Origin of the sequence: Streptomyces sp. NPDC052721 (genome assembly GCF_040678315.1) — a bacterium.
In the GTDB taxonomy this organism is placed as follows: Bacteria; Actinomycetota; Actinomycetes; order Streptomycetales; family Streptomycetaceae; genus Streptomyces.
In genome coordinates this window covers 39,348-57,732 of record NZ_JBFATL010000044.1, presented here as the reverse complement: position 1 = coordinate 57,732, position 18,385 = coordinate 39,348, and the positions used below count along the sequence as shown (strand labels likewise).

The window sequence follows — 18,385 nt, the reverse complement described above, 5'->3', positions numbered from 1 at the left end:
TTCGTCGGCCGGGACGGCGATGTCGTGCCGCTCAGACATCGGTGAGGCGGATCATGGTCCAGCTCACGGGCGGCAGTTCGGTGCTGAGGCCGCGATCGTCGGTCTTGGTGCCCGCCACGGTCCTCGGCCGGACACGGTCGGGGGCGGCTTCGGTGTTCGTCGCCGTCGGATCCGGGTCGTGCAGGATCACATGCTCGGCGACCCGGTGCCGGGGAAAGGCACGGAGATCGACGGACAGGGCCAGGTCCTCCCGGCGACTGCGATTCACCGCGAAGAGGACCACCTCGCCGCTCTCCTCGTTATGCGTGGCGGTCGCCCACAGAGCGGGAACCGCACCGTACTTCGCCGTGTCCACGAGCGGCGACTCCGGCTCCACCCGCAGCACGGTCCCGCGGGCGTGGCGCGCGGTGCGGGCGAAGGGGTGGAAGATGGTCTGCCGCCAGGCGGGACCCTGCGCCCGTGTCATGATCGGCGCGATGACGTTGGCGAGTTGGGCCTGACAGGCCGCCCCCACGCGGTCGGCGTGCCGGAGCAGGGTGATCAGGAGGCTGCCCACGACCACCGCGTCGGTCACGTCGTAGACGTCCTCGATCAGCTCGGGGGCCTCCCGCCACGGCAGGGAGGACTCACCGCCGAAGCGGCTCTGGTACCAGACGTTCCACTCGTCGAAGGACAGTTTGATCTTCTTGTCGCTGCGGACGCGTGCGCCGACGTGGTCGGCGGTGGCCGTGATCGCGGAGATCATGCGGTCCATCTCCTCGCCGCTGGCCAGGAAGGAGTCGAGGTCACCGTTCTCCGGCTGGTAGTAGGCGTGCAGGGAGATGTAGTCCACGAACTCGTAGGTGTGTTCGAGCACGGTGGCCTCCCAGGAGGCGAACGTGTCGATGTGGGCGTTGGAGCTGCCGCAGGCGACCAGCTCCAGCCCGGGGTCGAACCGCTTCATGGCACGGGCCGTCTCCGCCGCCAGCCGTCCGTACTCGTGGGCCGTCTTGTGGCCCATCTGCCAGGGCCCGTCCAGTTCGTTGCCCAGGCACCACATGCGGATGCCGTGCGGTTCGGCCACGCCGTGGGAGCGGCGAAGATCCGACAGCGCCGTACCCGCGGGGTAGTTGCTGTATTCGAGCAGGTCGAGGGCCTCACGAACGCCGCGGGTCCCCAGGTTGAGGGCCATCATGGGTTCCACCCCGGCCTTGCCGGCCCAGGCCATGAACTCGTTGAGACCGAACGCGTTGCTCTCCACGCTGCGCCAGGCCAGATCGAGTCGCCGGGGCCGCTCGGACACGGGACCGACCCCGTCCTCCCAGCGGTAGTCGGAGACGAAGTTGCCGCCCGGGTAGCGCACGGTGGTGACGCCGAGTTCCCGCACCAGATCGAGGACATCGGTGCGGAATCCGTCCTCGTCCGCGGCGGGATGCCCGGGCTCGAAGACGCCGGTGTGGACGCATCTGCCCATGTGCTCCACGAAGGAGCCGAACAGTCTGCGGTCGACGGTGCCGGTCGCGAACGCGGGGTCGAGGGTGAGACGGGCTGTGGCCATACGGGGGGCTCCTCGGTGTTCTGCCGGACGGCGGAGGCGGGCGCGCCCGTACCGCCGCCGCCTTCCGGCCGCGAGCGGAGAGGGGCGACGACAACGGACACGACACGAGCACGCCGTCTGTGAGGAGATACGATTACATCGTTGAAACAGCGTCGTAAAGTGCTCGGGTCGCACGGATTCGCATCGTGGCCGCGGCCGTGTAGGGGAAGCGGTTGCCGACGCGGGCGGGCCGTCTGCGAGTGTGGCCCTCGACGCGCTGGTGCGAGCGCCTTCGCCAGGCGCAGTGGGAGGTGATCTGGTGGGAGCGAGCCTCAAGGACGTCGCGGCCCTGGCCGGAGTCTCGGTGAAGACCGTGTCGAACGTGGTGAACGGCTACACCTACGTCGCACCGCCGACGCGGGAGAAGGTCGAACGCGCGTTGGCGGAACTGGACTACCGCCCGAACCTGTCCGCCCGCAACCTGCGTCAGGGCCGCACCGGTGTGATCGCTCTCGCCCTGCCCGAACTCGACGCACCGTACTTCGCGGAGCTGACGCGCTTCGTCATCGACGCGGCGGCCGAACGCGGCTGGACCGTCATCATCGAGCAGACGGACGGCCGGCCGGAACGGGAACGCCAGGTCCTCGAAGGGATCCGCGCGCAGCGCATCGACGGCCTGATCTTCAGCCCGATCGCAGTCGGACGGGAGGAACTGGCCGACCGCGACGCCGGCACCGCGCTCGTCCTGCTGGGGGAGCGGGTCATCGACGGCCCCACCCACCACGTCGCCATCGACAACCAGCGGGCGGCGAGGGAGGTGACCGAGCACCTGTTGTCACTCGGCCACACACGTATCGCCGCCATCGGACGGCAGACGAACCCGAGCGCCGACACCGCCCGCCTCCGGCTCGCCGGCTACAAAGAAGCCCTGCGCGCGGCCGGCCTGCCCTACGACGAGGCACTCGCCCCGCCGACGGATTCCTACCACCGGTCCGACGGTGCCGAAGCGATGACACGGCTGCTCGCTCTGGACGAGCCGCCGCAGGCGGTCTTCTGCTTCAACGACCTGCTGGCCCTCGGGGCTCAGCGCACCGCACTCGCCCGTGGCCTGCGCGTACCGCGGGACGTGGCCGTCGCGGGGTTCGACGACATCGAGGACGGGCGCTACAGCACCCCGACGCTCACCACCGTCTCCCCCGACAAGGAGCAGATCGCCCGGGTCGCGGTGGAGATGCTGCAACAGCAGGTCCACGGTTCGCCGCGCGGCGCCACACGCCCCGGCCCGCGGGAGGTGACCGCGGGGCACAGGCTTGTCGTACGTGAGAGCACGGCCGGTTGACAGCGGTGGCGCGGTGGACCCGCCGAGGCGGTTCGACCTCTCCGGCGGTGGGTGGAGCGGGCGTGGCCGCCGTACCGGTCGGCCCGTGGTGGACGGGGCCCGGTGACCTCGGCTGCCCCGCACTCGTTCGGCGCCCCGCTTGAGACGGGCCGCACGAGCGTCGACGACGCCGGGCGTTTGCGGTCGCCGCTCGCGCCACGGTCGTCCCGCCGCCGCTGAGACGCGTGCCGCGACAGCGCACGGTTGCGTATCGCCTGCCGGAGTGCCATCGCGTGGCGACAGGAGGAGACCGGAGGCACCGTGGCACAGGGCCGCTGCGCCGGGGCGCAGGCGTGCCCGGGCTCGCCTGTCCGCTGCGGCCCCGGTCGGCTGGGGAGCGGGCCGGGCCGTCGCGGCGGGAACGCGCGGCAGTCGCCTGGCGGGCACGCGGGCCGGCGCTTTCCCCGCCTTCCCGCATGCGCGGGTGCCTGCGGAAGTCCGGCCCTTGCGGACCGGTGGCCGACTCAGCGCGGAGGAGCGCCATGTCCGGACAGACGAACATCGCCGCCCAGACCGCTTTCGCAGAGGCCGTCGTCACCGGCGACCTCGACGCCCTGGACAAGATCGTGGCGCCCGGTTCGATCGATCACGACCCCGCCCCAGGCCAGGGGCCCGGGCCCGCGGGGTACAAGGCGATGTTCGGCGGACTCCGCGCGGCCATCCCGGACCTGAACGTGGCGGTGGAACACCTCGTAGCCACCGATGACGAGTTGGCCTTCGCCTACACCATCAGCGGAACACACACGAGCGGCGGGCCGCGCCGGATCCGCACGGCCCGCCCGTCCGCAGTTTTGCTGGTCACCGGTCACGGCGGTGACACACAACACGGGCGGAGTATGTCACGCCCGCCGACCAAGGTGTGTCCGGGCGCCGGCACCTGATCCGCCGGGAAGCTCCGCTCCTTGCCGCGTGGGCCACCGGCACGGCATCCGGTCCCGGGCGCACCGTGTCGCGCCGGATCGTCACCATGGCCGATGGTCCCGCGCGCGGAAAGGTTCAGCGTTGCCCACCGTGCCTGCGGCGAGCAGGAGCGCCCCCTCCGGCGACATGTCGGCCCGGGTGAGGAGGGGGAGTGCTTGCCTCTTGCCCAATAGGAGCATATGCTCCTAACTCGGGTCGGGGTCATCGCATCCCCTCCCTCGGCCTTCCCGCGGCACCCGCTGGAGCTCCGCCGAACGTCCGCGCCCCCGATTCCGTGCGGCGACGCGCATGCGATCTCACCCAGTCACAAAGAAGGAGACAGACCTATGGCTGCCAATCACCCCGCCCTCATCGCAGGCGCGGGCGGCGTGGGCCGCAAAGTCGTCGAGAGGCTGCGCGCACATGACGTACCCGTGCGTGTCATGGTCCGTAGGGACGACGACCGGGCCGCGCGGCTCCGTGCCCTCGGGGCGGAGGTCGTCCTGGGTGACCTCACGCGACCCGAGACCGTCGCGACCGCCCTGGAGGGCGCCCGGAGCATGTACTTCGCCATGCCTGTCTCACCGGACCATCTCCTCGCGGCGACCGTCGTGGCGAGTGTCGCCCGGCAGCACGGCACGCTGGATGCCCTGGTCGACCTGTCGCAGATGACCGTGTCGCAGATGACCGCCACCAGCACCGCCGAGTCCCGGCAGCAACGGCTGCACTGGCTGGCGGAGCAGGTGTTCGACTGGTCGGGCCTGCCGGTGGTCCACGTCCGCCCGACATCGTTCCTGGACAACCCGCTGTTCACCATGCTTCCGGCACAGACGATCCGCGCGCGGGGCACCATCGAACTGCCCTTCGGCGCGGGGCGCACCTCACCGGTCGCCGTGGACGACGTCGCCAGGGTGATCGCGACCGTGCTGCGCGAGCCCGCTCCGCACGTGGGGCGTGTCTACGAACTGACCGGCCCGCGAACGGCCGACATGACGGAGATGGCCGAGGCCTTCTCGAAGGCGCTGGGCCGGCCGGTCTCGTACGTGGACGTGCCGCTGGAACAGTGGCGCGAGGAGGTGCTCTCCACGATCGGCCTGCCGTCACACATCGAGCAGCACATCGTCACCATGTGCCGCCTGCACCAGGAGAACCGCTACGACCGGGCATCGGACGACGTCGAGCGCCTCACCGGCGCCCCCGCCCGGACGATCGAGGAGTTCGTGGCGGCACGCAAGGACTTCTACCTGGGCTGACCTGCCCACTCACCGAAAGTGATCAGAGAAATGACCATGAAACTAGAGCTCCTTGTCCTGCCCGTCTCGGACGTCGACCGCGCCAGGGCCTTCTACGAGAAGGCGGGATTCCGGCTCGACCTCGCCAAGGACGTCACTGACGACTACCGGGTCGTCCACCTCACGCCGCCCGGCTCCGAGGCCTCGATCATCTTCGGCACGGGCCTCACCACGGCCGAGCCGGGTTCGGCCCAGGGTCTGTACCTCGTCGTCACGGACATCGAAGAGGCCCGCGCGGACCTCGTCGGCCGCGGAATCGAGGTGAGCGAGGTGTTCCACGACGGCAAGGGCCTCTTCTTCCACGGGCACGACGCCGGGGACGTCGTGCACAACGGTCAGGGCCAGGAGCGGATCGCCGGCCCGCACCCGGAGCGTGCCAGCTACGGTTCCTACGCCACCTTCAGCGACCCGGACGGCAACGGCTGGGTGCTCCAGGAGATCACGCAGCGGTTCCCCGGCCGCTGACCGCCCCCAAGGGCCTGCGTCCTCGGAGGCGCGGCCCCGCCCTGTCCGTCGAGGAGCCCCTGCTGTCCAGCTGGTCGGCCGCGGGACCGCGGCCGACAGACAGACCGAGGGCGCGCCGATCCGGCCGGCCGACGCCTCCGAGCGGCCGGGGCGGCCGACGCACAGGCCGCGCGTCCTCGAAACGCACCGGCGCTGAGCGGTACAGCCGGCAACACCGTGGCGGCTTGCCCGCCCGGCGGCACCGCACACCGCCCACAGCACCCCGGTCGCTCAGGGCACCGGATGAACTCCGCGGACCACCTGAAGCCCCCTGTCCCGCTCGCGCCGCGCCCACCGCCTGCCCGTCTGCGCGCGGGCGCCACACCGCGAAGGCAACCCCACCCCCACCCGAAGGAATCCGCTCATGACAGTCGTCCGAGCCGCCGCCGTACAGATCAGCCCCGTGCTGTACAGCCGGGCCGGCACCACCGCCAAGATCGTGCGGAAGATCCGCCAGCTGGGCGAGCAGGGCGTCCAGTTCGCGGTCTTCCCCGAGACCGTCGTCCCCTACTACCCCTACTTCTCCTTCCTGCAGCCTCCCTACATGACGGCCGAGGAGCACATCCGTCTGCTGGAGGAGGCGGTGACCGTACCGTCCGCCGAGACCCAGGCGATCGCCGAAGCCGCCCGCGAAGCCGGGATGGTCGTCTCCATCGGCGTCAACGAGCGCGACGGCAGCACCCTTTACAACACGCAGCTGCTGTTCGACGCGGACGGCACGCTCATCCAGCGCCGCCGCAAGATCACACCGACCTTCCACGAGCGGATGGTCTGGGGTCAGGGCGATGGTTCGGGCCTGCGCGCGGTCGACAGTGCCGTCGGCCGCATCGGCCAGCTCGCCTGCTGGGAACACCACCTGCCGCTGGCGCGCTACGCCCTGATCGCCGACGGGGAGCAGATCCACGCCGCGATGTACCCCGGCGCCTTCGGCGGCCAGCGGTTCGCCGACCAGATCGAGGTCAACATCCGCCAGCACGCACTGGAGTCGGCCTGCTTCGTGGTCAACGCGACTGCCTGGCTCGACGCCGACCAGCAGGCGCAGATCGCCGCGGACACCGGCGGACCCGTCGCCGCGGTCTCCGGTGGCTTCTTCACCGCCGTCGTCGACCCCGAGGGCAGCCTCGTCGGCGAGCCGCTCACCTCCGGGGAGGGCGAGGTCATCGCAGATTTGGACCTGACCCGGATCGACCTGCGCAAGCGCCTGATGGACTCGCGCGGCCACTACAGCCGACCGGAACTGCTCAGCCTCCGGATCGACCGCACACCGGCGCCGCACGTCCACGAGCGTGGCACCCCCGCCCCGGTCCCCGCCGCCCGCGCGCCGGAGGAGGCCGGCGCGGGTGAGGCGTAGTGACACGGCCCTCCTGGAACGCGCGAGCCGAGCGCCAGGGGACCTGGGCCAGGACAGCCATGGCAAAAGCGACCCGCGGAAGCCGGATCAGCGACCGACGGGCCTCACGTCTTCGCATCGTGGCCGGTGCAGGTCGAGCCGCACGGCCGCATGACGCAGAATCCCTTCCCGTCCCTTCAGCCGCCACAGCGAACCGCCGAGCCGGAAGTGCCGGCAACACGCCAGCCACTATCCCTTCACCGCGCCCGAATCGCGGACCTCCGTCACCGCCGGCCGGGCGGCCGTGGAGACGGTCAGCGGCGAGGTGAGGGCCGAGCGGTCCGACCCTCGCGCCTCGTTCCCGAACGACCTGCACGCTGCCTGGGACGACCTGCATGTGGCCTACTTCGCCGGATACGCCATGTGGACTTATCTGACGTCCCCGTTCACCTTCGGCTCTGACGGGTTCAAGGCCGTCGAACTGTCTCCCGTCACCGTCGAGGCGGAGACCTGGAGGCGCTTGCGGGTGACCTTCCCGGACCACATCGCGACTCACTGCCGCGAGCAGGTGTTCTACTTCGGCCCGGACGGTCTGCTGCGCAGACATGACATACACACCCGTAGTCATCAACGCCGGCGCCGCCGCGCACTTTGCCTCCGCCTACGAAGAGTTCGACGGCTCGGCGAGGACGGAACGGTGTCCTGGGACACGGAACTCGTCACCATCGACGTCGAAAGTGTCCTGTTCATCTGAACCGGCGATGCGCGTACCGCGCTGCCTTCACCCAATGACTATTCAATAGGTAGTGTATAACCTCAACAGAGGGTGCCCTCTTGGGTGTCCGTCCGCAGCCCACAGCAGAGGGAAGGCAAGACCCCATGGCGATGCACGCCACCGACCTCGGTCACGCGCTCTTCAAGGTCCTGGAGACCGGTGACCCCGCGCTGGCCGCCGAAGTCGTCCACGCAGAGTTCCGGAACCGCGAAGCCGCGGTGTCTCCTCCGGCGTGCCGGATCCCCGGTCCGGCAGGCGTGCTCGCCTCCGGCGCGTGGCTGCGATCCGCGTTCAGCGACCTGCGGCTGCCCGTCACCGGAATCATCACCGGTGACACCCAGGTATGGGTGCGGCTGCGCATGCGGGGCCGTCACACCGGTGCCTTCGTCCTCTTCAAGGACCAGGAGGTCGACCAGGTCGTACCTCCCACCGGACGGGAGATCGACTTCGAGCAGATCCACGTGCTGGACCTCCGCGACGGCAAGATCATCCGGCACGAGGCCGTGCGGGACGACATCACGATGCTCGGTCAGCTGGGCGTCTTTCCCCCCGGACCGGCCGCCGGCATGCGCATGCTGTCCTGGCGGGTGACCGGCCGGGCCGCACGAGCCGCCTCCGAGGTCACGGCGCGAGCGGCCGAGGCCGCCGCGGCGCTGCCGCACGACACCACGGTGTGAAGGGTGTGTCCCTCCGCTCGGCGCACAGTACCGGCCGCAGGGGGCGACACGTATTTCGTGAGGCGGCATCGCGGCCGGGGGAGACAGGAGGCCGGTACCTCATCGGAGGCGGTGGCGGCCGTCCTGCTCACCCACGCGGACAACGGCCATCTCGGCCCGGCCGAGTACCTGCGCACCGGCCTGCACCGGTCGCGCGAGTCAATGGCGCTCCCTTCCGGCCGACGCGACGTCACGTCATGTGACGCACGGCCGTCAACAGCGTGAACCACCGCATGCGTGAGGGAACAGGGTCGCGACGGCCGTCCGCAGCAGAAAGGCCTCGGCGTGCTCCCAGGACCAGCCGTTCTCCCTCACCAGGGTGCGCCAGCCGGTCGGGCCGAACCAGAACCAGAGAAGATCCGCCGTCTCCTCCTCGGGGCGGTCGGGCGCCGGGGTCAGGGTGTGCAAGTGGCGAGCGGCTGTCCGAAGGGCCTCCCGGTAGGCGGAGGTCGCCCGTTCCCACAGGGCCTCGCCGTTCTCATGGACGGGCAGAGCCGCCCGGATCGCTTCGTGGACCCGGAACTGTCCTTCATTGCCGGCCCGTGTGCCCCGGGCCAACGCCTCCAGGACGGCTTCCGGCGCGCGCAGGGTGAGCAGCTTGCGCATGGTCTTCTGGTAGTCCGACGCGACCACGCCCTGGTCCACGATCTCGTTCAGGATGGCGCCCTTGCTGCCCACGCTGGCGAAGACGGTCTTGGCCGAGACTCCGGTCGCCGAGGCGATGTCCGCCACGGTGACCCTGCCGTAACCGCGTTCAGCGAAGAGGTCGGTGGCGCACCGCAGAATCTCCGCGCGGGTGTGGGCGGCTGCCTGCCGGCGCAGGGGAGAGACATAGGGGCGCTTGCCAGACACACGGTCATGGTAACCGCCGTGATCACAGCCTGTCGGATGCCGGTGTCGCCCGCATCCCGCCCGGGTCGGCGGTCTGGCCGGGGTGTCCGGCGACTGGTCCGATAGCGTGTCGGAGGCATACAGGGCGCCGACGTCAGGTGCCGGCGTTCGATCAGGGGCTTTGCATTTTCGTTTGTCACCGGCCAGAATGGTGACGTGACTCATGCATTCCCCTGCGGGACGCTCTTCCTCGACTTCGTCGGAACGCTGCGTGCACGCCGCAACGCGGCGCCGACGGAGATGCTCGCATCTCCCGAGTCGCTCGACGACTGGTTCGTGGAGTCCGGAATGCTCGACGCGGCGCCCGGTGCCGACGAGGCCGACCTCGCCACCGCCGTTGACCTGCGTGAGGCCATCTACTCAGTGGTCGCGGCCCACCTGGCGGGCGAACCGCTGCCGGCCGCGGCGCTCGCCGAGGTGAACCGGCAGGCGGCAGGGCTGCCCGTCAGAGTACAGCTCGCCGCCGACGGCACGCGCCGCCGCACCGGTTCCGTCTCGCAGGCCCTGGTGGTTCTCGCCCGGGAGACCGTGGAGACCCTGGGCGAAGTGGAGGGACTGCTGCGCGAGTGCTCCCGCCCCGAGTGCACGCAGGTCTACATCGATCGCTCGCGCGGCCCCCGGCGGGAGTGGTGCTCCATGAAGACCTGCGGCAACCGGGTCAAGGCCGCCGCCTACCGGGCCCGCCGGCACAGCCGGACGGGCTGATCGCTCCCGCGCGGACCGTCCCGGCCGCCCGGTGCGTGTCCGCGGCGGGCGCCGGCTTCACCCGCACGTGGACCGGGAGCACTCGTTCAACGATCCCCGCCCGTCCGTCCCGGCGCACGGCGCGGGGCCGCCCGCCGTGGGCGCCGCCTGTGGCGGACGTGGCCGGTACCGGCCACGTCCGGTGCTGGCACCGCGTGTGGTGGCGACGTCGTACCGGTGTCACCAGGTGTGTGCCGCCACCGCGATGACGCGAGTCCTCCCGGCCGGCGGCAGCCGAGCGGCGTAGGCGTTCAGTCGACGAGGTGTCAGTGCCGCCTCTTCGTGAGCTGATCGGTGCCGGACTCGGTGGACCACCGCGGCCCTCTGCCGGTCGCCCTCGGCGCGGGCAGGGGACCGGACCCCGACCGCCTGCTGACGTCCACCGCGGTGCTCCTGCTGCCGCGGCTGACCTCCCTGGACCCGGGCGACCACTCGGAGTCGTCGCCCGGTTTCTCAGCCGGCCCACCTTCGAAGTGCGGCTGGACGGACTTCAGTTCAGGGGACGCCGGCTCCTGGGACAGCGCCTCCGGGGCCGCCCCGCCCGGCGTCAGTGACCGGCGCTCTGGCCGCCGTCGACGTGCAGGACCTCTCCCGTGACGAACGGCGCGTTCTCCAGGTAGAGAACAGCGTCGACGATGTCGCTGATCTCACCCATCCGCCCGACCGGGTGCAGGGCGGCGAACGTCTCGAAGTACTCCTCCGAGTGCATCGGGGTCTTGATGACGCCCAGGGAGACGGCGTTGCTGCGGATGCCCCGGGTCGCGTACTCGATGGCCAGAGCCTTCGTGGCGGACTGGAGGCCGCCCTTGCTCAGGGAGGCCAGCACGGAGGGCACCGCGGAGAGGGCGTGGTCGACCAGGCTCGTGGTGATCTGGACGACGTGGCCGCCGCCATGACGGAGCATCTGCTCGACAGCGAGCTGGGTGATCCGGAAGAAACCGCTCAGGTTGACGCCGGTGACCGCGTCGTAGTCCTCCTGGGTGTACTCGGTGAACGGCTTGGCGACGAAGATGCCGGCGTTGTTGACGAGGGTGTCGATGCGGCCGAACCGCTCGATCGCGGCGGCGGCGACGCGCTCGGCCGTGGCGGGGTCGGCGATGTCGCCCTGAACGGTGACGAGGTCCGGGTCGTCCGACGCGGCGATGGTCCGCGACGTGGCGACCACGGCATAGCCGAGCTTGCGATACGCCTCGACCAGGCCCGCGCCGATGCCCTGGGAGGCACCGGTGATGACGGCGACCTTCTTGCCGGAGTTGCTCATGACTGCCTTCTTCGGTTTCGGTGTGACGGTGGTGGTTCCGACCGGTCCGCGTCGGCCGGTCACGTTCCAGAACCAGACGACCAGTCGTCTAATTCCACCTCCTCTCGCACCGTTATCGTCGCCACACCCCATCTGACCTGCTGTAAGAGCCTGTGCCTACCAGCTGGGAGCCAACACGTCGCGGAGGTGCACCGGGGGCTGTCCCGCCGACAGCCGCTCCGTAGCATGGCCTCATGGAGTTGCGTCAGCTGCGGTACTTCGTCGCGGTGGCCGAGGACCTCAACTTCGGGCGTGCCGCGGACCGGCTGCTGATAGCCGGTCCGTCGCTGTCCCAGCAGATCAAGGCCCTGGAACGCGATCTCGGCGTGCGGCTCTTCGACCGCGACCGCCGCTCGGTCGCCCTCACCGCCGCCGGCGCGGCACTCCTTCCGCACGCGCGCGACCTGCTGGAGCGCGCGGACGACCTCCGGAACCGCGCCGCCAGGATCGCCGGCTCGGAATCCGTCCGGATCGGCTACGTCAACTGGCTGCCACCGGACCTGACCGCCCGGACCTCGGCCGTGGCCCGGGTGCACGTCGACGCCTGGATCGCGCCCTCGCACACCCAGGCGGCGCGGGTCGCGGACGGCAGTCTCGACCTCGCGGTGTGCTGGGTCCGCCGGCAGGACCTGGACGAACGCGGGCTCAACGCCCGGCTCATCGGCGCGGACCGCCTGTACGCGGTCTCCGCGGACCGTCAGCCGGACGACATCCGCGCCCAGGACCTCCTCGTCCTGGTGGACACCGACGTCACGACATGGTCGTCCTGGAACGTCTACGCCGAGCGGCTGGCCCGGGACACCGGCGCCCGCGCGGTACGCATCTCCGACGGAGGCATCACCGGTCCGGGCTTCTTCGACCACGTACGCCGCGCGCGCCGCCCGATCCTCAACTGCCCCAAGGCACAGATGGCGTCGCTGCCCCCCGATCTGGTCGCGCGCCCCGTGTCCGGGCCGAAGGTCTACTGGACGTGGTCCCTGGTGTGGCGCCGCGACGAGCAACGCGCGGCCGTGCTCAGCACCGTGGACGCCCTCACGGAGGGAGTCGGCGATCTCGGCCTGGACGACCCGGACGTATGGCTCCCCGAGGACGACCCGCACCGGCGGTGACCGGCTCCGTCACCTCGCGCCCGGCCTCCCGGAGCTGTCGTCGGGAGGTGGTCGACACCTTGGCGCACATGCCGTCGGCTGTGCGCAGGGCGCAGGGGCCGGCATTCAGGAACGCTGCGTTCAGCGCCGTGCCTCCCGGAGGACGTCACGCACACCCTCCGCCCGCGTAGCAGGGCCGCCTGTCACCGGCAGCGAGACACCCACGAAAGCGATTCGTGACCCGGTGCGGGGGCGCATCGGCCGCACGTAGGCTTCGGGTCCGCAGGCATCCGCCGCCCATCAGCGACTGAAGCGACTGAACGGGCCTGATGCCGGACGGCGCCTGGTCGGGGGAGCAGGGCGGGTTCCAGGCGCGGCGCGGATGCTGGACGGGTCGTCGCTCTTGGGCAGGCGGCTGTGGCCACCGGGTTCACGAGTCGGCCGGGATCGTTCCGCTCCGGGACGGACGAGGCGTCAGGGCCTCCGGGAGGGACGCAGCGGATCGGCGGCTCGTCCGGCGCTCGCCTAGCCGGTGGTGTCGGTGTTGTTCGAGGGAATGCCGGGGATGACGGGGCGTCGGCGAGACGCAGGTTGCCGCCGCCGACGTGCTGGAGAAGGAGGCCAGCCACTGAAGACCCCCCGGCGAAGCTGTGGATTGGCCGGCTTCGCGGCGGGTCGGAGCGGTCGTCCTTCCGTCTGCCCCCAGACGGGGAGGGCGACCGGTGCACACGCGTGTGCCGCTCCGTTCGCCCCCGACCGGAGCGGCACACGTCCGCCGGCCGCGCATGGCACTTCACGCGACGGTGTACGTCACCGATCGCTCGTGCTTGTGACGACGGATACGTCCCTTGGCCACGAGTGATTCCAGCGTGTTGCGTACCACCTGGGGGGTGGGGGACCGGTCGGGGTGCTTGGCGAGGAGTTCGTCCCTCAGTTCCTTCGCGACACGTGGCTGATCGTGCGCGCGGAGCAGGTCCAACAGGATGTCTGCGAGCAGAGGCTGCCGCGACTTGCCCCTCGCCTTCCTCCTCCCCGTGCCGTTCTGGGCCTTGGCCGGCCTGGCCTGCCGGACCGTGGGTTCCCCCTGGGCCTGCTCGGGGAGGGGCGGCGGTTCGCTGACGTCGCCCTCGTGCCGCTCGGCGAGCGCCAGGATGTCGATGAGGAGGGCTTCCTCCCGCTTCAACATCTTTATGGTCTGGGCCAGTTCCTGCTGCCGTCGGCGATTCTCCTCCAGGTCCGACGCGGCTTGTTCGACGTACCGCGACCGGAGCGTGGCGGTTGATTGGCTGGTCACAACCGTTCACTCCCTCGTTGTGCCTGATGCTGCGCATGGTACCCAGGCCCGGGTACCCACGCAGAAAAGTGTCGAGGGTCAGCGTCTCGCGCACCATCACACGATCAGGCGGTGTCCCCCATGTCTGCCTACGGTGCGCATGTGTGAGGCCGGATCCGAACGGCTCAGGGGACTATGACCACGCTGGCCGGCGGCTCGTCGTCCCACGGTTTGACGGAAGTAGACCGGTCGTCTAGTTTGGGGTGCTCCCGTCCGAGAAGGCGGCCCCGCAGCCCCCCAGAACCGAGAGAGGGCGAACGACGATGAAGGAATTCCTGGTCGTGCTCACCACGACCGTGCCCGAGGGCACCGACCCCACCGAGGTCGACCGGCGACGTGCGGCCGAATCCGTCCGGGCCGGGGAACTGGCCGCCACGGGACACCTGTTCCGGTTGTGGCGCCCGGTCGGTGAGTTGCGCAGCGTCGGCGTGTGGCGCGCCAACGACGAGGCCGACCTGCGTGAGAACGTGCTCGGCACGCTGCCCCTGTGGCCGTGGATGACCGCCGAGATCACCGCCCTGCAGGCGCACCCGAATGACCCGGGCCACACAACAACTCACGGAGAAGACCGATGAGCGGCACAGCAGCACAAGAAGCCATCCTGCGTGGCGTCATGGACCAGTGGAAGGCCGCGGTCGACGCGCACGAGCCGGGGAAGGCCGCGGCACTCTTCACCGAGGACGCCATCTTCCAGGGGCTTCGTCCCTACAGCGTCGGCCGGCAGGGGGTCTTCACGTACTACGACTCCCAGCCGATCGGGCTGGCGGCCGAGTACCAGGTACTGGAGACGCGGAGTCTTGCCGACGATGTCCTGCTCGGATATCTCGACGTCGACTTCACTTTCACCGACCGGCCGGACATCCACGTCACTCTCGGCATCGTGCTCCAGCGTGTGGCTGACCGCTGGCACATCTCCCACTACCAGGTGACCAGGCTCGGCTGACGCGCTTCGCGCACGTGTGGGAGCACAGACATGGCGGGCCGGCCGCATCAGACCGTGAAGGTGCACCGGTGGCACGACGCACGCTGTGGGGCATGCCGGCCAAGTCGGCACCCGAGGTCGCGGGCCGCCGTCCGTACGCCACCCGGTGAGCGGCACCCGCATCGCGTCGATGCCCCTCACCGGTGCCGCAGATCTCAGTCGTCACCGTGGCCCGGCCGGCCGGGGCGTCCTTGACGAGCGCTGGACGGCCGGCCAGTGCGTGGGAGTCGGCGGTGTGATCGAGCGGGGGCCGGGCGGTGGCGCAGGGTGGGCCGGCGGATGACCGGCCGACCAGGATGGGCGTGACACCCTCGCGCGCGTCACCGGCTTGACTCATGACGGAGCGGTCGCCCTCGCACTCGGGGGATGTGCTCGGACGACCGCTCCTTGCCTGCTGCCGGGGGTGATCGGGGGTGATCGAACCGACGCCGCCCCCCCGGGCAGCAGGGGCTCTCAGTGATCAGAAGTGGTCGACGTCCACGACGGCCTGAGCGAAGGCGGAGGGCGCCTCCTGCGGCAGGTTGTGGCCGATGCCGTACAGCGTGCGGTGCTCGTACGCGCCGGTGAAACGGTCGCGGTACGAAGCGCCGTTGCCGGGAGGCGTGAACGGGTCGCGCTCGGCGTCGAGGGTGATGGTGGGCACCGCGATGACGGGGCGCGTGGCGAGGAGGCGCTCGTAGCGGTCGTAGCGCCGCTCCCCGTCGGCGAGGCCGAGCCGCCAGCGGTAGTTGTGGATCACGATGGCCGGGTAGTCGGGGTTCTCGAACGCCGTGGCGGTGCGTTCGAAGGTGGCGTCGTCGAACTGCCAGGTCGGGGAGACCGTCTGCCAGACGAACCGGCACAGGTCGTGCCTGTTCTGCTTGTCCTCCATGGCGAGGCGGCCCCGCTCGGTGGAGAAGTAGTACTGGTACCACCAGGTGTGCTCGGCCGCGGGGGGCAGCGGCTTCTTCTGGGCCTCGACATTGGTGACGAGGTACCCGCTCACCGACACCAGCCCCTTGACGCGTTCGGGCCACAGGGCCGCGATGATGTCGGCGGTGCGCGAGCCCCAGTCGAAGCCGGCGAGGAGCGCCTGCTCGATCTTGAGGGCGTCCATCAGGGCGATGACGTCGAGGGCGACCGCCGACTGCTGTGCGTTGCGGAACGTGCGGGAGGACAGGAAGGTCGTCGTGCCGTGGCCGCGGAGATAGGGAACGATCACCCGGTATCCCTGTGCCGCCAGCAGGGGGGCGACGTCGGCGAAGCTGTGGATGTCGTAGGGCCAGCCGTGCAGACAGATGACGACCGGGCCGTGGGCGGGGCCCGCCTCGGCGTAGCCGACGTTCAGTACACCGGCCCTGACCTGCCTCAGCCTGGCGAACGAGGTGTGGGTGCCGGGGGTCACCTCGGGGACGGTCGGCGCCGGGGTGTGGCGCGGGGCGGCGGAGGCGCTCGGGATGCCCTGCAGGGCGGTCAGCGAGACGGCGGCCGCGCCCGATCCCAGCCCTACGGCCTTGTTGAAGGTGCGCCTGCTGATCATGTGGGCCTCCGTGGTGGTGGATCTGGAGTGGGGGTCTCTGCTGGGGAGTTCCCGCCGCGAGGCGGTCGCCGGAAAGCCGTGGCCAGGCGACTGTCCCACGCCGAACGTCACCAGTCAAACTGGTTACGACGCGAGGCGTGCACCGCGCCGGTCGCCCCAGTGTCCGCGCAGGGCGTCACCGGTTTGACTGGTGACGCAGTTTGCGTCATAGTAGTGCTGTATCTCCTCCGGTCGCCGGGGGAGGGGAAGGGTGAGAACTGATGACCGACGTGCAGGAAAGAGCGCTGCTGGCCGGCGGCTGCTTCTGGGGGATGCAGGAACTGATCCGCAAACTCCCCGGTGTGACCGGCACCCGGGTCGGTTACAGCGGCGACGACGACCTGGCCCATCCCACCTATCGCAGGCACGGGAACCACGCCGAGTCGATCGAGATCACCTTCGATCCGGCCGTCACCGACTACCGCACGATCCTGGAGTACTTCTTCCAGATCCACGATCCGACCACGAAGAACCGGCAGGGCAACGACATCGGGGCCAGTTACCGTTCCGCCATCTTCTACCTCGACGAGGAGCAGCGGCGCGTCGCGCTCGACACCATCGCCGACGTGGAGGCGTCGGGGCTGTGGCCCGGGCCGGTGGTGACCGAGGTCGTACCGGCCGGTCCGTTCTGGGAGGCCGAGCCGGAGCACCAGGACTACCTCCAGCGCTACCCGGACGGCTACACCTGCCACTTCCCGCGCCCGAACTGGCGGCTGCCGAAGCGCGCGGAATCCTGACCACCACTGGGCGGTGAAAACCGCCCTCCACGCGGTACGGCCGCGGGGTGAGCCGGTGAGGGCTCGTCCCGCGGCCGTTTTCCGGACCCTGCCGGCCCCGGTCTCACGCTGCCCGGCCACCGCGGAGGTGTGCCGGGACACACGTGTGCCCGCCGCGCGCTCTCCTGTCACGACGTGGACAACTCCGCGGCCGGACGTGCGGCGGACGTGCGCCCTCTCCTGCGGAGTCGGGGCTCTCCATCGTCGCGGAACATTTCCTGGCCATCCAGTCCGACCTGATGGTCGCTCCCGGTGCGTCGCTCGATCAGGTGGAGTGCGTACGCAGCCACCTGCACGCCCTGGGCCAGTGCCGGAAGACGCTGCGTGAGGGTGGCTGGCGCACCCTGGTCAGCGATGACACGGCCGGGCCGGCGCGTGAGGTGGCCGAGCTGAGCGATCCCCGGCACACGGCGCCCGCCCCGCCCCTCGCGGCAGCGCTCTTCGCCCCGCCCCTCGGCAGCGCTGTTCGGCCCCGACGTCCTGCGGTCCGGGGTGGAGGAGGGGCCGGACAGCACCGGCTGACCCCGTCACCTGCTGAGTAGTGACTTGGCGCCGACCCTCAACATAGTTGACGCATCAATTATCATCCTGTACTACTTGACTCGGCAAGTAAATGTGGCTGGGCCCGAGCTGACCTCAGGCGCGGCCGACCCATGAAAGGGCGTCCTCATGACCAAGATCGGTATCATCATCGGCAGCACCCGGCCGGGCCGTAACGGTGAAGCCGTCGCTCGCTGGGTGCACGAAGTCGCCTCCGAGCGCACCGACGCCCAGTTCGAACTCGTCGATCTGCTGGACTACAAGCTCCCCGTTCTGGACGAGGCGTACCCGGCCTCCCTGGGCAACTACACCCAGCCGCACACCCAGGCCTGGGCCGAGAAGATCGCCTCCCTCGACGGCTTCATCATCGTCACGCCGGAGTACAACCGCTCCCTGCCGGGCGCGCTGAAGAACGCGATCGACTTCCTCTATGCCGAGTGGAACAACAAGTCCGTCGGCTTCGTCAGCTACGGCTCGCTCGGTGGCGCCCGCGCCGTGGAGCACCTGCGCGGCATCGCCGGCGAACTGCAGATGGCCGACGTCCGCGCGCAGGTGGCGCTCTCCCTGTTCACGGACTTCGAGAACTTCTCCGTCTTCAAGCCGGCCGACATCCAGCGCGACACGCTCGTCACCACGCTGGACCAGGTCGTGGCGTGGGCCAAGGCCCTCGCTCCGCTGCGCGTCGGCTGAGCCGGCCTTGCCGGCTTCTGCCGGTGATCTCCCGTCCCTGTCGTCCGGGAGCGGAGGGCGACGGGGACCGCT

Annotated in this window: 18 protein-coding genes and 2 pseudogenes; 15 read left to right on the top strand and 5 right to left on the bottom strand. The window is 70.3% G+C overall.

Annotated elements, in window-relative coordinates:
• Window positions 1-31: 31 nt before the first annotated feature.
• The gene (locus AB0L21_RS32210; RefSeq protein WP_365787980.1) at window positions 32-1,537 is read right to left on the bottom strand and encodes an alpha-N-arabinofuranosidase; all 1,506 of its coding nucleotides are present in this window, start codon (window positions 1,535-1,537) and stop codon (window positions 32-34) included.
• Between the two features lie 298 nt (window positions 1,538-1,835).
• Between AB0L21_RS32210 and AB0L21_RS32205 the strand changes: the two genes are divergently transcribed.
• From AB0L21_RS32205 to AB0L21_RS32170, 8 genes and pseudogenes are all read left to right on the top strand, one after another.
• A complete protein-coding gene (locus AB0L21_RS32205) occupies window positions 1,836-2,855 on the top strand; it encodes a LacI family DNA-binding transcriptional regulator (protein ID WP_365787979.1) in 1,020 nt (339 codons plus the stop codon).
• A gap of 521 nt (window positions 2,856-3,376) precedes the next feature.
• Entirely contained in the window at window positions 3,377-3,775 is a 399-nt protein-coding gene (locus AB0L21_RS32200; protein ID WP_365787978.1) for an ester cyclase, read from the top strand.
• 366 nt (window positions 3,776-4,141) lie between these two features.
• The gene (locus AB0L21_RS32195; RefSeq protein WP_365787977.1) at window positions 4,142-5,047 is read left to right on the top strand and encodes an NAD(P)H-binding protein; all 906 of its coding nucleotides are present in this window, start codon (window positions 4,142-4,144) and stop codon (window positions 5,045-5,047) included.
• 30 nt (window positions 5,048-5,077) lie between these two features.
• The gene (locus tag AB0L21_RS32190) at window positions 5,078-5,551 is read left to right on the top strand and encodes a VOC family protein (RefSeq protein ID WP_365705502.1); all 474 of its coding nucleotides are present in this window, start codon (window positions 5,078-5,080) and stop codon (window positions 5,549-5,551) included.
• A gap of 403 nt (window positions 5,552-5,954) precedes the next feature.
• Window positions 5,955-6,941, top strand: a complete 987-nt coding sequence (locus AB0L21_RS32185) for a nitrilase-related carbon-nitrogen hydrolase (protein WP_365787976.1) — start codon at window positions 5,955-5,957, stop codon at window positions 6,939-6,941.
• A gap of 283 nt (window positions 6,942-7,224) precedes the next feature.
• Entirely contained in the window at window positions 7,225-7,674 is a 450-nt protein-coding gene (locus tag AB0L21_RS32180) for a hypothetical protein (RefSeq protein WP_365787975.1), read from the top strand.
• A gap of 125 nt (window positions 7,675-7,799) precedes the next feature.
• A complete protein-coding gene (locus AB0L21_RS32175) occupies window positions 7,800-8,372 on the top strand; it encodes an ester cyclase (RefSeq protein WP_365787974.1) in 573 nt (190 codons plus the stop codon).
• A gap of 90 nt (window positions 8,373-8,462) precedes the next feature.
• Window positions 8,463-8,549, top strand: a pseudogene (locus AB0L21_RS32170) (MBL fold metallo-hydrolase); the annotation flags it as partial.
• Window positions 8,550-8,624: 75 nt separating this feature from the next.
• Here AB0L21_RS32170 and AB0L21_RS32165 read toward each other — a convergent pair.
• On the bottom strand, window positions 8,625-9,263 hold the full coding sequence (locus tag AB0L21_RS32165; RefSeq protein WP_365787973.1) for a TetR/AcrR family transcriptional regulator: 639 nt from the start codon (window positions 9,261-9,263) through the stop codon (window positions 8,625-8,627).
• 195 nt (window positions 9,264-9,458) lie between these two features.
• On the opposite strand from AB0L21_RS32165, the gene AB0L21_RS32160 reads away from it, so the two are divergent.
• Complete coding sequence (locus AB0L21_RS32160; protein ID WP_365787972.1) at window positions 9,459-10,007, top strand: ABATE domain-containing protein; 549 nt, start codon at window positions 9,459-9,461, stop codon at window positions 10,005-10,007.
• Between the two features lie 586 nt (window positions 10,008-10,593).
• Here AB0L21_RS32160 and AB0L21_RS32155 read toward each other — a convergent pair.
• Complete coding sequence (locus AB0L21_RS32155; protein WP_365705514.1) at window positions 10,594-11,307, bottom strand: SDR family oxidoreductase; 714 nt, start codon at window positions 11,305-11,307, stop codon at window positions 10,594-10,596.
• Between the two features lie 233 nt (window positions 11,308-11,540).
• Between AB0L21_RS32155 and AB0L21_RS32150 the strand changes: the two genes are divergently transcribed.
• A complete protein-coding gene (locus AB0L21_RS32150) occupies window positions 11,541-12,455 on the top strand; it encodes a LysR family transcriptional regulator (RefSeq protein WP_365705516.1) in 915 nt (304 codons plus the stop codon).
• A gap of 772 nt (window positions 12,456-13,227) precedes the next feature.
• On the opposite strand, the gene AB0L21_RS32145 is transcribed toward AB0L21_RS32150, so the two are convergent.
• Window positions 13,228-13,728: a hypothetical protein gene (locus tag AB0L21_RS32145; RefSeq protein ID WP_365705518.1), complete on the bottom strand. Its 501-nt coding sequence runs from the start codon at window positions 13,726-13,728 to the stop codon at window positions 13,228-13,230.
• A gap of 302 nt (window positions 13,729-14,030) precedes the next feature.
• On the opposite strand from AB0L21_RS32145, the gene AB0L21_RS32140 reads away from it, so the two are divergent.
• Both AB0L21_RS32140 and AB0L21_RS32135 read left to right on the top strand, forming a co-directional pair.
• Entirely contained in the window at window positions 14,031-14,342 is a 312-nt protein-coding gene (locus tag AB0L21_RS32140) for a muconolactone Delta-isomerase family protein (protein ID WP_365787971.1), read from the top strand.
• Window positions 14,339-14,710 (top strand): hypothetical protein, encoded by a 372-nt coding sequence (locus tag AB0L21_RS32135; RefSeq protein ID WP_365787970.1) that lies wholly within the window; start codon window positions 14,339-14,341, stop codon window positions 14,708-14,710. The genes AB0L21_RS32140 and AB0L21_RS32135 overlap by 4 nt, the downstream gene beginning before the upstream one ends.
• A 499-nt stretch (window positions 14,711-15,209) precedes the next feature.
• On the opposite strand, the gene AB0L21_RS32130 is transcribed toward AB0L21_RS32135, so the two are convergent.
• Window positions 15,210-16,268, bottom strand: a complete 1,059-nt coding sequence (locus tag AB0L21_RS32130) for an alpha/beta hydrolase (protein ID WP_365787969.1) — start codon at window positions 16,266-16,268, stop codon at window positions 15,210-15,212.
• A 260-nt stretch (window positions 16,269-16,528) separates the two neighbouring features.
• On the opposite strand from AB0L21_RS32130, the gene msrA reads away from it, so the two are divergent.
• The 3 genes and pseudogenes from msrA (at window position 16,529) to AB0L21_RS32115 (ending at window position 18,313) form a co-directional block, all read left to right on the top strand.
• On the top strand, window positions 16,529-17,044 hold the full coding sequence (gene msrA / locus AB0L21_RS32125; RefSeq protein WP_365705526.1) for a peptide-methionine (S)-S-oxide reductase MsrA: 516 nt from the start codon (window positions 16,529-16,531) through the stop codon (window positions 17,042-17,044).
• Between the two features lie 129 nt (window positions 17,045-17,173).
• Window positions 17,174-17,599, top strand: a pseudogene (locus tag AB0L21_RS32120) (prephenate dehydratase domain-containing protein); the annotation flags it as partial.
• Window positions 17,600-17,752: 153 nt separating this feature from the next.
• Window positions 17,753-18,313 (top strand): NAD(P)H-dependent oxidoreductase, encoded by a 561-nt coding sequence (locus AB0L21_RS32115; protein WP_365705528.1) that lies wholly within the window; start codon window positions 17,753-17,755, stop codon window positions 18,311-18,313.
• Window positions 18,314-18,385: the final 72 nt, after the last annotated feature.

Coding starts and splice junctions, on each gene's coding strand:
- AB0L21_RS32135 (WP_365787970.1), top strand. CDS start 14,339: ATGAGCGGCACAGCAGCACAAGAAGCCATCCTGCGTGGCGTCATGGAC.
- AB0L21_RS32200 (WP_365787978.1), top strand. CDS start 3,377: ATGTCCGGACAGACGAACATCGCCGCCCAGACCGCTTTCGCAGAGGCC.
- AB0L21_RS32155 (WP_365705514.1), bottom strand. CDS start 11,307: ATGAGCAACTCCGGCAAGAAGGTCGCCGTCATCACCGGTGCCTCCCAG.
- msrA (WP_365705526.1), top strand. CDS start 16,529: ATGACCGACGTGCAGGAAAGAGCGCTGCTGGCCGGCGGCTGCTTCTGG.
- AB0L21_RS32150 (WP_365705516.1), top strand. CDS start 11,541: ATGGAGTTGCGTCAGCTGCGGTACTTCGTCGCGGTGGCCGAGGACCTC.
- AB0L21_RS32210 (WP_365787980.1), bottom strand. CDS start 1,537: ATGGCCACAGCCCGTCTCACCCTCGACCCCGCGTTCGCGACCGGCACC.
- AB0L21_RS32175 (WP_365787974.1), top strand. CDS start 7,800: ATGGCGATGCACGCCACCGACCTCGGTCACGCGCTCTTCAAGGTCCTG.
- AB0L21_RS32185 (WP_365787976.1), top strand. CDS start 5,955: ATGACAGTCGTCCGAGCCGCCGCCGTACAGATCAGCCCCGTGCTGTAC.
- AB0L21_RS32190 (WP_365705502.1), top strand. CDS start 5,078: ATGACCATGAAACTAGAGCTCCTTGTCCTGCCCGTCTCGGACGTCGAC.
- AB0L21_RS32130 (WP_365787969.1), bottom strand. CDS start 16,268: ATGATCAGCAGGCGCACCTTCAACAAGGCCGTAGGGCTGGGATCGGGC.
- AB0L21_RS32140 (WP_365787971.1), top strand. CDS start 14,031: ATGAAGGAATTCCTGGTCGTGCTCACCACGACCGTGCCCGAGGGCACC.
- AB0L21_RS32115 (WP_365705528.1), top strand. CDS start 17,753: ATGACCAAGATCGGTATCATCATCGGCAGCACCCGGCCGGGCCGTAAC.
- AB0L21_RS32195 (WP_365787977.1), top strand. CDS start 4,142: ATGGCTGCCAATCACCCCGCCCTCATCGCAGGCGCGGGCGGCGTGGGC.